The organism is Prevotella communis (assembly GCF_022024175.1).
Taxonomy (GTDB): domain Bacteria; phylum Bacteroidota; class Bacteroidia; order Bacteroidales; family Bacteroidaceae; genus Prevotella; species Prevotella communis.
This window is the reverse complement of the sequence record NZ_CP091794.1, coordinates 1,104,994-1,117,957: the sequence shown is the minus strand read 5'-3', so window position 1 is coordinate 1,117,957 and position 12,964 is coordinate 1,104,994. Positions and strand designations below refer to the sequence as shown.

Annotated in this window: 13 protein-coding genes; all 13 read right to left on the bottom strand. The window is 39.5% G+C overall.

Features of this window, described 5'->3' with window-relative positions:
• Positions 1-10 precede the first annotated feature (10 nt).
• On the bottom strand, positions 11-1,108 hold the full coding sequence (locus L6466_RS04390) for a WG repeat-containing protein (RefSeq protein ID WP_237801953.1): 1,098 nt from the start codon (positions 1,106-1,108) through the stop codon (positions 11-13).
• A 24-nt stretch (positions 1,109-1,132) separates the two neighbouring features.
• Positions 1,133-1,573 carry a hypothetical protein gene (locus tag L6466_RS04385; protein WP_237801954.1) on the bottom strand — a complete coding sequence of 147 codons (441 nt, stop codon included), beginning with the start codon at positions 1,571-1,573 and terminating at the stop codon, positions 1,133-1,135.
• A 72-nt stretch (positions 1,574-1,645) separates the two neighbouring features.
• Positions 1,646-1,948, bottom strand: a complete 303-nt coding sequence (locus L6466_RS04380; RefSeq protein WP_237813087.1) for a RyR domain-containing protein — start codon at positions 1,946-1,948, stop codon at positions 1,646-1,648.
• 69 nt (positions 1,949-2,017) lie between these two features.
• A complete protein-coding gene (locus tag L6466_RS04375) occupies positions 2,018-2,674 on the bottom strand; it encodes a RyR domain-containing protein (RefSeq protein ID WP_237801956.1) in 657 nt (218 codons plus the stop codon).
• Between the two features lie 18 nt (positions 2,675-2,692).
• Entirely contained in the window at positions 2,693-3,154 is a 462-nt protein-coding gene (locus L6466_RS04370; RefSeq protein ID WP_237801957.1) for a hypothetical protein, read from the bottom strand.
• 13 nt (positions 3,155-3,167) lie between these two features.
• A complete protein-coding gene (locus L6466_RS04365) occupies positions 3,168-3,887 on the bottom strand; it encodes a PrsW family intramembrane metalloprotease (protein WP_237801958.1) in 720 nt (239 codons plus the stop codon).
• Positions 3,884-4,828, bottom strand: coding sequence for a RyR domain-containing protein (locus L6466_RS14310; RefSeq protein ID WP_431356509.1), 945 nt, complete (start codon positions 4,826-4,828; stop codon positions 3,884-3,886). Before L6466_RS14310 ends, L6466_RS04365 begins: the two co-directional genes overlap by 4 nt.
• Positions 4,818-5,324, bottom strand: coding sequence for a sigma-70 RNA polymerase sigma factor region 4 domain-containing protein (locus L6466_RS04355; protein WP_237801959.1), 507 nt, complete (start codon positions 5,322-5,324; stop codon positions 4,818-4,820). Before L6466_RS04355 ends, L6466_RS14310 begins: the two co-directional genes overlap by 11 nt.
• Positions 5,325-5,376: 52 nt before the next feature.
• Complete coding sequence (locus L6466_RS04350) at positions 5,377-7,533, bottom strand: hypothetical protein (RefSeq protein WP_237801960.1); 2,157 nt, start codon at positions 7,531-7,533, stop codon at positions 5,377-5,379.
• Positions 7,517-7,993 carry a hypothetical protein gene (locus tag L6466_RS04345; RefSeq protein ID WP_237801961.1) on the bottom strand — a complete coding sequence of 159 codons (477 nt, stop codon included), beginning with the start codon at positions 7,991-7,993 and terminating at the stop codon, positions 7,517-7,519. The genes L6466_RS04350 and L6466_RS04345 overlap by 17 nt, the downstream gene beginning before the upstream one ends.
• Before the next feature lie 173 nt (positions 7,994-8,166).
• Positions 8,167-9,612 carry an SUMF1/EgtB/PvdO family nonheme iron enzyme gene (locus L6466_RS04340; protein ID WP_237801962.1) on the bottom strand — a complete coding sequence of 482 codons (1,446 nt, stop codon included), beginning with the start codon at positions 9,610-9,612 and terminating at the stop codon, positions 8,167-8,169.
• A 198-nt stretch (positions 9,613-9,810) separates the two neighbouring features.
• Positions 9,811-11,493 (bottom strand): toll/interleukin-1 receptor domain-containing protein, encoded by a 1,683-nt coding sequence (locus L6466_RS04335; RefSeq protein ID WP_237801963.1) that lies wholly within the window; start codon positions 11,491-11,493, stop codon positions 9,811-9,813.
• A 203-nt stretch (positions 11,494-11,696) separates the two neighbouring features.
• Complete coding sequence (locus L6466_RS04330; RefSeq protein WP_237801964.1) at positions 11,697-12,959, bottom strand: hypothetical protein; 1,263 nt, start codon at positions 12,957-12,959, stop codon at positions 11,697-11,699.
• Positions 12,960-12,964: the final 5 nt, after the last annotated feature.

Below are 12,964 nucleotides of genomic sequence, written 5' to 3'. Positions count from 1 at the left end.
AGCACATTCTCTATCTTATCAATTCACCTTTGCCGTTAACAATCACCTTGTCGTAATATGTCACTGAACAAAGATATAAATCATACCCTATAGCCTCTATCTCCTTATAGAGCGGCTTCGTCACCACATGTCCATCGGCAGTTATCAGTCCCTCATGCCCATTTCCCGCAATATACGCACGCAGTCTGGCCGTCCCCGTAGGATGAAAAGGTCCTTCCACCACCTCATCATACTCCTCGCCATACTCCTCGTTTTTCTTATGATGATAATACACCTCATCCTTCTCATACTCCAGGGTATGCAGTTCTGCGATATAGAAATCATTTATAAGGTTCCCCTGCAGGTCGTATTTACAAATCGTATGATCAGCCATCGTCACATCAATAGTTTCCCATGTTACCTCCAGGTCACACGCCATCATTGGAAGCACCGTCTTCAACTCTTTATCCAGTACCCCCATCTCATCACCTTTCCTCAGACAAAGATACTCGAAGTCATGCGCCCATTCTATCCTATCAAACTCCATTGGCAACACCATACTACCGTTTTTGTTCATCAGTCCCATCTTCTCACCATCATTTGTCGAAGTGATGAAATACCCCTGATGAAACACATAAGAATCATGTTCAGGCACGTATGCCATCTTAGTGTCGATTGTCACCTTGCCCATGCCATCAATGAATTTCAACCGACCTCCGTCATCCACGCAGGCCAATCCTTCAGAGAAGATCCACGCATGAGCATATCGCGGTTCTATAGCCACACGTCCCGTATTCATATTGAAGTATCCCCATTTCTCGCCCTGCTTAAAGCACACCAGCGAATCCCCCTCATTCGGTCTCGCAATCCATTTAATGTCCTTGATGGTTTTCTCACGAGTCAGGCTATTAAACACATACCCCTTTCCATCATCCAGACTGTGAAAATACACATTCTCGCTGAGGAACTTCGCATTCACACAGTCCGGATCAAAACACAGCACCTCCCGATGATATTCGTCATAGGCAGCCTTTCCTATACACCATACCAACAGAGCCACAATCGTGGCTACGACAATCGCCGCTCCTATTGCGACAAATTTCCACACTTTCTTTGTTACCTGTTCCATACTCTTTCAATTTATATTGTCATTTCAAACAGCCACAATCATCGTATCACCATCCCCCACATAATACACCATGGGCAGCATATCCTCAGGCACAGAAGCATCTATACGCAGGGCATCTATATGTGAAGGCAACTGCTCCAGCCGTCTCATATCCGAAGAAGCAATAGGTCTGTCACGCAGAATAAAGTTATGATACGACCTGTTCTCATACAAATAATCCGAGGAGTCGAAACACGGATACCTCATCAGCATCTCTCCCACATGAACCTTACCATGCTTCTCTGGTTTATAATCCCACGGTTCACGACTAGAGCCTTCATATTTCACCATCTCCACATGCGCATCAATATCCTGGAGTCCATGAAACACCTGCCCCAGGATCTCTACATCATCATGGATGGAGCACGAAAAAATCCTGTGCTCCACCTGACGCTTCTCTCTTTTAAATAAGTTCCAAATCTTCATAAGCATTTTCTCTTAAAGTGTACAAAAAGAAAGAGCCACCGAAGTGACTCTTTCTATCAATCTACATCTTTTTTACTTAATAATTTTGAATCCCAGTTTCATTATTAGTTTCAAAGTCCCAATCGAGGTATTGCGGTCATACTCCTTTTCTTCTTCGGGCAATTCCTCATATGGCACAAGGCACGGATGTGTTTTTAATTCATCATTACGCTGACGACCATACTTCCATCCCTGTTTCATTCGACTCTCAGCCCATACCTCATGTACATTCTTCGACATTTTCTCTACCAGCTGTTCCAAATCCTCAGGCAGCTTAACATCTGAGACGTCCAATGGCTGCGGTGTGTACTTTTCTATTTTCATCTCTTTTTCCATTAATTAGTAACTACTGATAGAGAGGCAACCTTAGCAGCAAACCTATCACTTGCGATTGAGATTTATTGTTCATCCCTTTTCTATTTTATACCCCAATGCTATCAGTAGCTTCAACGTATCTTCCGCCATAAGCCGATCATATTGTTTCTCAGACTCTGGTAGTTGAGCATATGGTACCATATCTGGCGTCTCCAATTTAGAATCATCTCGTTTAAGTCCAAATGTCCATCCTTCACTCTGACGCTCTATGGCCCACATATCATGTGCATTTTCCGCAATAGCCTCACGTAGTTCATCGAAGCCTTCAGGCAATTGTACATGCCCCAGATCTATGAGTTTTGGATTATAAGTCTTAACATCTACAGGGAATGCTGTTGTGCAGAGTCCTCCCATAGCTTCCCATGCTTCAACAAAAGCAGAAATAGGGAATGTTTGAATATCATTAGACTTAGGAACATACAAGTCCACCATATCTGTTATCTGATTGGCGCGGATAACAACGGTGGCAGTTTCCCCTACTTTGTATTCTCCCAGTAAGGATGCGTTGACCACAGGAATCACGATACCACCTTTTCGTAAAGCCGTAAACACGGTTCCAGGATTTGCAGTTCGACGTTCAAACACACGTAAGTCCGTATCCTTAAACGTATCTCCCTTATATCCTTTCATCTCTAATGCGTATTTTACGCATTCTTCATAATTTGGAATGGCAGTAGTTTTATTCATATCTTTAATTGTTTTGTATTATTCAAATGTTTTGTTACCAATATGCCGACCAGTTATCTCTTCCAAGAAATCCTCCCGCATCACCATCAAAAGATCACGGGTATATTCTTGAAGCAATCCTTTATAATATGTCACATCCTTATGGTTCGATTTGGTTATACGTTCCCACAGAGTCTGTTCAATTGCATCCTTATAAGCCTCATCTATTAGCTCTCGGTCATCATCTGTCATCAACTTACGCAATGTTTGCTCTTCCAATACGAGCGGGGTACCTTTTAGTTCTTCAGGAGCATTTTCCTCCCATAACTTTTCAAGAAACGCCTTATACTCCGCTTCTATTTTCAACGGCAAATCTTTAGAATACTCTTCTATAGTCTCAGGACGAATTAAGGCCGCCTCTTGAACAAGGTTTCCAAAATACGTCTCAATCAACTCCTGTTCCTTCTTTTTGCAAAGCAGTATAATCTGTTCATTTGTCATAAGCATACAATATTTAAGTAAAACTTAATTCATCATCACATTTATCAACCTCTTTCAAAGCAAGCAGCTTCTTTCTGGCTACTTTATGCATCTTAACACAGAAATAAATAAGAACTAAAACACTGATTCCACCAATACTCGGGTCTACAATGCTACTCATAGCCAGAGAATCATATATTCCATGTGCTAAGACAGGAACCAGTAAAATACAGGCGGCGATTTTGGGGGATTTATCTACGAAACGATAAATCGAAAAATAGAATCCCATCAAAATAGCAAAGGCGTAATGTCCGGGGACCGCCAACAGAGCCCTACCGATAGCAACTGTCACCCATTCTTCATCGTTAAATACATAGAGAACATTTTCCATAGCAGCAAACCCCAGACCTATGCATACTGCATATACGATGCCATCGAAATGTTCATCAAAAAATGGATTCTTCCGTAATATCAGCCATAACGCAAGTAATTTAAAGGACTCTTCAGGAATGGCAGCCACGAAAAAAGCCATTATCGTTGTATCAGCAAGATTAGTTGGTCCCCCATCAACGCCAAACAAGACTGTTTCGATTCCCATTTCCAATATTGCAACAGGAATACATAATGCCACACCCAACAAAGTTGCTTTCACCAACCATGAGGTGGGCTCTTTTTGAGGGTCTTTCTTCCAGACATACAACCATAACAATACGGCCGGAAGAAGTGCTGCTACAAGCATAATGATTATCGTCATCTTTTATTCCTTACAATATCAAATCCTAGTTTCTTTACCAATCTAATTGTTTCAAGCGCCATAAGCCTATCATACTCTTTTTCGCTGTCAGGTAGCGCAGAGTAAGGGATAAGGTCGGGATGTGTCTTCTTTATATCATCCCTTTCCCTACCATATGTCCACCCCTCTTTGATTCTTGCTTCTGCCCATACCTCATGTGCATTTTCTGCAATAGCTTCCTGCAATTCTTCTAAATCTTCATCTATGATGATGTTTTCCAGTTTTACAGGATGAGGTTCATATTCATCTGCTGATTGAAGCACCTGGATCATGTAATGATGAGACTCCTTCCATGCATTCATGAAATCCGTAACAGGTATCCTCGAGATATAAGGTTCCTGATAAGGATCGAATATGGTGACTGCGTCATCTTCTATGTGAGTCACCACTACCGCATGGTTTGTCAAGTCCTCCATATCAATCTCTTCTGCATACAATTTCTCCCTATCGACACCCACCACCACATCATTGTCTCTTTTTAGAGCCTGACGAATATCAGAGAGTGTAGAGTCGTACCTCCTACAAACCATTAGCCCAGAATATGCCAACAGATTACCTATACAGAAGAGAGGGGTTCCTTTAGCTTTAAGCCATCCTCTAAGTCTGGCCGACGAGAGCAGTTCTTCTTGATTATATGGTATACCCCGGCGATGCAAGATAAAAATCTCACAGAAAACAGCACAGATATTCTCCCCACCCTTTGCCGCCATCTGCAACATTGGAAGAATATCTTTCTTAATTTGAGCATTATCATCTTCTACCTGCAGAGCGATGTCAAGTACTTCTCTTAGTTCTGGATCCGCTTTCATCGCATCCAGTACACTCTGAGTTTCCTTCTCGTTGGTATTTCCGTCAAGATATGCAGCCAACAATTCGTCTGATATATATTCTTTATTTGCCATATTCTTTAATATCGTTAAGAGCAACACGCGTCAGTTGAGTCATTGCACGTCGCTTAATATTGTATAGGTTTGCTGTAGTAATACCCATGTCCTCTGCTAATTGTTCTGGTTCCCAATCCTCAAGAATCAGCCGTTGAATCACAAGCACATATCGCTTATTATTCATCCAGGTGAACAGCCGTTCCACATCTCCTTTCTCTGAAGCTTTCTCTGTTGTCAAACAATGCATACTTCTCATATCGTAAGGAGTTTCCTTACTTTTATCATCTATCATTCGTCCCTTTTTCTTTATAAAGAAACGAATAGAGAGAATCTTCAGCCATTGGTATACAGTACTTCGATACTGGAAGTTTCGTAACTTCACAGCATCATCCTCCATGAGGTAGATATACAACTCATTCACCATTTCGTCATAATCTACCTCATAGTTGAATACCAACTTCATCACACTAAGGAACAACGGACGACAACTGCCGAAGAAAAACTCTTCCGTCACCCGATTGTCCCGTGCAATCAGCCCTTGTATAATCTCTTGATCAGTCATTCTCTCATTTTTCTGTCATTTTCATAATCCATGGAATGTAACGCGAAAACTCGTAGTCCAATTCCTTGATGGTATTCAACTGACCAAATGGCCTAATATCGTGGTGAATAAAGAGTTCCTTATTTTTTTTCAGCTTACCAACAAAATCAGGATACTCATATTTATCCTCCTCTTTCCTTGGCTTCCTATAGCCCATTAGCAGTTTTTCTACGTTCCAGCGATTATGCTCAACTATAGCCAGCAATTCCACCTCATAATCTGATAGGGTATCATAATCACGACTTTCGTCATCAATTTCTAGTCCACGCATTACTCGAAGTGTTCTCTGCTTTGTACGCATTGTGTATGAATTATAGAGATTTGACCATTTCAGAGCTACTGACAACTTCTGCCAATACGTATTTGCATCATCCCATATCTTACTCTCAGGAATTGCGTCAAGAACTAGAATTCCTTGGAACTTATACGTTTCATAGTCAGCAGTCTCATAGAGATAGTTAATGAGTTTTGCACGTTTTAACGAGTGATCATCAGCACTAAAGGCCGTCTCATTCATTCCAAAGGGATAGATGTGTGCATAGCGGGCATCACAATCATTAGACACAACTTCTCCATTCTCATTTACAAACGAATACGTTAGCTTCTTGTCTTTTTTCTTTGTGTCTGCATTACGGAGATTCGTCACAAAGTTATCGGAACGATTCTGCCGGATAAACACCGGCACCTCAAAAGAATAAACCTCATCAGGCATATTCATACCCAGGACGAAGTTCTGACGCTGGTCAGCCAAAGCAAGAAAGATTGAGAGACATTGTTTGTCCTTTTTATGTTCTTCAGCCCAACAACTAATCTCATCCTGTACTTTCCTTGAGAAGACATCGCCCTTGATGAACTCAAACTCCACATCAAGAAAGTTTGCGTCTTTGCCTGAAAATTTCAAATATTCTCTTCCTATATATCTTGGCACAACCTTAGGTTCAGTTGAAAGGTCTCTATACATATATTCCTGTACCTCAAAAAAATGGCGATTGCGAGTGATAAACTCATCTTTTTCCTTGTCGGCATTCATGTCAATGAAGGTAATGCGTGTCTTTACCTTTGGACCATTGGGAAAATGAAGCACACTAGCCGCCTCCATGGCAAAGGCAACGGCAAAGTTGGTAGTGCCAACGAACACCAAATGAACATACTTTTCATCGTCAGCCTTAATGCCTTTGCCATAGACAAGGGGATACCTGTATTCTTTACCAGGATTATCAAAGTCTCTGTACAGCCGTTTGACAAATACTTGTTTAGCCCATCCAGAATAGAAGTTGTAAGGAACAAATTCCACACCAAGATTCTTGACGTCACCAAATATTTCGGTAGTCTTAAAGGCTGCATATGTATCCAAGTCCTTAAACACACAGGTTATCCGAGCTGGTCTCTGATTTTGTCCCTTCAGATAGCTACAAATACTATCAACGCACTCTACATTGATGGCATCGTGAGCTGCATTAGAATGATTACCCACGACAAAAACTTCTTCTGCTGCCTCCAAATAGATATCTTTGAATGCCTCTGTTGAAATCCTATGCCCATAGTTAATAATGACATGCCCCATCTGCTGTTCTCCGAATGACTTCAAAAGCTGCTCCTTGATACTCGTAGTCTCTTTGGCGGTAAGAATCAGTATATATGCCTCTTTGTCCTTATCAAGGATATACGAAATGAATGAGGGGACCATCTCATCATAGCCCATAATAATGTAATGGCCCGACTTCAAATAATGAATACGGCCCTCTTTATGATTGTTCACCCGTCGTTCTATGGAATTAGTGATGATACCGATAATGATACCATTGAAGACAAACGCACCAAACAAGAAAATAAGACTACTGGCTATCAACATCCACCCATGCACATGAGTGTTATCACTACCCATATATAGATTGTTCAGCGCATTTGAGTCCGTCAGAAGATAGAGAGGCAGTAGATACTGATTAAGATGCTCAGCCTCACAAAATTCTTTCCACTGAGTGCCTGACCATGAAAGCATCAGGTATGAAAGGCCCAGCGCAAAAATAAGAACAACACCAAGAATGCCAAACTGCCTGAGCAAGCTTTTTGACAGTAGCCTATCGAACTTAAGCCACAGCCGTCTACTATTCTTTGTTTTCATTGAATACCTGTTTTTTATTCTGTTCGTGGACTTCACTAATTTCGTACCCTAAAGCTTTAAGATACTCTTTTACTTCTTTACTTGATATAGATTTCAAAACCTTTTTATCTGGTTTCACGTCTTGAGGTACTTCATAACAGAATTCATTCAGCATCTCTATTCTTTTATTCAACAAATCTGCTTTTTGCTTTCTATCACATTCTTCCTTTTCTTTTTTTTCTATAGCTTTTTGTTCAGCATCAGCAGCCTTTAGTTCTGCATTCTTCCACGACCATATTGCCCATTTGGCAATTAAAGCAACTATAATAATTGCCAAGCATATAATACCAACGATAGCAACATCTAGGCAATTTGTCTCTACCTCACAAGAGTTACTGGCATTAACTATCTTGGCTAGTTCCACTACAGCCGAATCATTCATTGCTATAGTATCGTTTAGATTAATAATAAATGTACTCATAATTCCTATATTTGTTCTTAGTTGTTACTTTTTTCTTTTTGATAAGGACCAAATAATGCCACCAGGGCCTCCCAAATCACTTATAACTCATCTTATTCTGCCATAACAATGATAATGTCCGCGAATTATCTGTTTATTATTTGCGATGTCATAGTTTTCTACTTCATAGATTTTTATTCCATATCCTTAATATCTTCCATCGCAACTCGCAGACCAAGACTGCAATAGCGGAGGTCTGGCTGGTCATCACCACGATAGGAAACTCTGGCCCGATCTATTTCGCGGTTCCATCCGCCACCACGACATACTCGTTCTATGCCAGTATCTGGACCGGTTGGGTTCACTTGATCTTCTGGTAAATACTCACCTTTCCAATCTTGTACCCACTCCCATATATTACCGCTCATGTCATAAAGTCCCAACTCGTTTGGTGATTTTTTTCCAACTTCATGTGAAGTTCCCCCACTATTTTCATTAAACCAGCCCACTTGATTTAAGATATTACCACCACTGTATTTGTATCTTTTTCCTTTCTTACCACCACGTGCTGCGTATTCCCATTCGGCTTCAGTAGGCAGACGGAAGCGTTTACCTGTCATTTCACTAAGTTTCTTAACGAATTCCTGACAATCAAACCAGCTAACACATTCAACTGGTAGTTTATCTCCCTTGAAATGAGAAGGATTATTACCCATCACAGCCTCCCACTGATCTTGCTTAATAGGATATTTACCGATATAATAATGGGAAACAGTCACTTTATGAGCAGGATTCTCATCATCAAAAGCATCTTCACCTTGTTCACGAGTTCCTCCCATTGTAAATGTACCACCTTCAACACAGACCATATCGTGAATCAGTTCCATAATGGGCTGTGGGAAAGAATCAAAAGAGACGGCATTGGTAGCTATTTCAGCCATATTACGACTCTCCCATAACTTTTTTGCAATCTTCAGTCTCTTTTCGTCTACCTTTGCAGACTGAAAAGGAACAAACGTCCAAGCACAAGTAGGACAATACAAGACGCTAACATCATTAATAGTGCCACATACAGGACAAGGCAAATGACCTTCACCAATCAGTCTTTTCTTGAGAACTATATCATCGTAGAGTCTTCTCTCTTGCACATACAAATCAAGCCCCTTCTTCTCAATGGCCAATATCTCTTCTTTTATTTTCTTTACATCTACTTCAGCCTTAAGCTTACCCTCTTTCTCCCTGAGACTCTCGGTCCATACAATCAAATTATGCAACAATTTCTTACGCTGTATTGGGATATTCCAGGTTATGATATCCTTATCGCCATAAAGAAAGGAAAAATCATCATTCATCTCAGAATCGTCAATACGAACCAAAACGATTCTTTTCTTTTTTCTCTCAGCAAAACGTAATTCTTTCAACGCCCATCCACTCTCCATCGAAGATTTACTCAGCATGAATAACAAAACCTCGTGGCGGTTAATCGCTTTGATAATAACATCCACGAACTGTTTGTCACTCTCAATTCCGTCAAGATCCATCCAACAGTTGATACCAACTTCCTGATCTATCTCGGTCTTTATTCTGTGCACGTTATCAAAGTCCCTACGACTATAAGATATAAATACCTCGTTTGCCATTATACTAAAATTAGTTGTTCTTGTTTTAGGTTATTACGTCCCAAAAGTACAAAAAAAAATGGAAAACTCGACCATTTTAATAAAAAAAAATCACTTAAAGAACTATATTTACTGTTTCCAGAGCATATCCACCTAGTTATAGTCCGAGATTCCGTAGACAATCCATACATAGTCTGTCCTCATTTCTTATAGTTCTGATCAACGATTTATGGTATCTATTTCTCCAAAATGATAATTCTCTTTCATATCGCTTGGCAATTCAGCACGCGGTTCAATACTCATGGGGTAAATTGAGAGTTGGGCTTCTTGAGGTTTCACTTGAGGAAAGGCTCGTTCTAGCGCCTGTTTGCGTTCCTTTTCAACATACTCGCTCTTTGAGGCATTCTCCGACCAGAAAAGCACGAACAAATCTGCTGTGTTGATGTAGTTCTTTATGACCTGCGGGAATATATCGCCAGCCTGCAGATAGGCACGATCAAAGAAATGCTCAATACCAGCCAATTTCAGGCCTTCATGGAAAGACTTGACTTTCGCTTCATCCTTGTGAGCGTATGAGATAAACACCTTATTATATTTGTGTGCTACAATCTCTGGATTCAGTTTCTTTGGCGCTTCAACAATCTTCGTAATGAACCTCATTTCGCCCACAGGTATGCCATTGACTGAAAGTAATGCCATACAACTCAACTCATCCACATCTATGTCCTTTGGAACAAAATAGTCAAAACTACACTTGGTGAAAGAACCTTGCCAAACAACACTCTTCTTTTCTGACATCAACAGCATCTCACCATATATATTCAATAGCACATCTACCTTATCCGCATTTTTTAGCTTGCATTGCAGTGGTAAATAGTCTCGACGTTCTGCATCTTTGTCTGATTCCAGTGCCAACGCCTTTACCATTTCTGTTTCTTCATAGAGATGGAGATATGCCTGCACCTGTATATGCGATTTGGGTTTCACCTCTGCTGGAGCGAAAATCGAAGAGAACACATTATCGTACACTGCATCCTTTTCATTATCATTACTATCAATAGAACGAATACAGTCCTTTACCAGAGAAGAAATATTTGAAGTTAGGAGACGCGTTAAGCTAAAAGGCATTTTCAGCAAACCCAATAGACAATTTGGAAGTCCTCGTTCCCCCATTGGCTGTTCCTGTTCAACTTTATTAAGTACCCCTCCGCACCTTGGGCAAAATATGTTATCTTCATCATTTATATTAATAATATGATGACATTCAACACACAACCTGATATTACTATCGTTTATATGGGATATATCTGTTTTTTTTCTTTTTTCTGAATCATGACAAGTTACTTTCTGAATATAAGTCACAGGTTTAGAGTGCTGCATTTTTTTTATCTTGGTATGTTGCATAGCAAGAAGTCCCCGTGCTTCTTTAATGACTGGAGAATTTACATGCTCTTGTATAAACTTGTACAGCTCGTGTTCATTAACGTGTGGCTTATTAGAAATGTTCTCCCATGCACGCTGCTCTCTTGCATGCTGCAACAACTCTAACCTGGATCTGAGATCGAGGAGCATAGAGGAGGCTTCATTGACATGTGATAGTCCTGAACTCCTATAACAAGATATATAGGACTCTGTTTCTCTTATAAGTTCATACAATTCGTCCTCACTTCCTTTTGGTCTCTGCAATAGTTGTTTCCATGCATCTTCCTCTTGATAGTCTGTAAACAGTTCTTTTAATTGTTCGTATATCTCAAGTGGCAAAATAGGGGGCGCAAAATCCTTAACCTCCAAGTTTTCATACTTCTTTATTAAATATGCGACTTCGTCAACTTTTATTGAATGACCTTGTCGTTGTACTTGCCAAAGTAGCTGTTCCTTTTGTATAGAAGTCAATTCTGTCATAATCGTAAAAGCTTCTTGATCTCAAATATAGTCTTTATTCTGAGGAATAGCCCTGTTGTTTTTCTATGATATGATGTCAGTAACTATCTCCATGCCATCTATTAACAATAAGTTCAACATGACTATCAAGTATATTACCAAAGACCATCCTGGCTATCGAATTATTAATATGCAACTCTTTTGTGATCATTTATATTCAAATTTCACAAAAACATATTGACACATATTATAATAATAGTTACAAACAATAAAACTTGAGATAGCAGAATCCAGTTAGAAAATCTCTTGCAACGCTTCTCTATATCTGGCGTTATTTGCCCCTTTACTTCAAATTCGTCTATACTTTTTTGAAGAACTTCATAATCAAAATTATCATTTCTGTCATTTGGAATCAACGAGATGACCTTATTAAAGAAATCCTGCCCCACAAGCCCTCGGTAAATATCTTTTACATCCCATCTTTCATCAAAACTTATCAAACAACCACTACCAGGTTGCTCTGTCGGTAATACAATTCCAACTTTAGAAAGCCTTTCCGAAAATCGTTTCCATATATAATTATATGCGTATTTTATACTCCTTTTAGTAAAATGTTGAGCCCACCATACTTGAAACTTCAAAGATGCTGACGCGTACGAGTTTCCTGTCACCCAAGCTACCGTGCGGTAATCATCAGGAGGAGTCGCTATAAAGAACCTATCATATGGAATATACTTTTTAATATTATCAATTTCCCAGTTCAATCCATCTGATTTTCCTTCAAACATAATGACAGCTTTACTCCTTTCAAAAAGTTTGATGATAGCATCTTTCCAGGAAGAATCTTCTGCTTGAATTTTGATTGTACCCTCAGCAAAAGCAACATCGGGGTCTGCAAGAGAAATTACTGGTTGGTCTTTAATTGGGAAGCCATTACAAAGGTGTTCGTCAAATGAACGATTTGACAAAGTACTTTTGTTTAATTCAAAAGAACGAAGAAAGAGGATGGGAGATGTAGAAGTCGTTATCTTTGAAAGAGTAATACCATTATTCCTTTTATTTTGTTGTCTAAATATGGAAATTACAGCCAAAAGAACAATAACAATATAGATAATTAACAAAAAAAACAAACCCATACCAAACTGTTCTATTTCTATTGCAGTCTTACAATCTAATTGTTCCTGTAAATATGGTATTCTCTCATAAAAATCACATATTCCGTTAAAACCACAAGCCATCAGGTATAATTCTGTTGTAATAAAAGGATTGAGAATCAGTAGTAATAAGCATAGAAAACGGCTTAATGTCATTTTTCGACCAACTGATAACTTCTTTATTTTTCTAGCATCTACCTTGGGTCCAATTAATTTGTTTAGAACAAATATTATCAAGCACGTTACTATTGGAACATACATCACGAACAGGCCAAACCCATCATCATCAATAATGTCTTCGCTAAGCATAACTGCAGCTATAAATTTTGTCATATAGT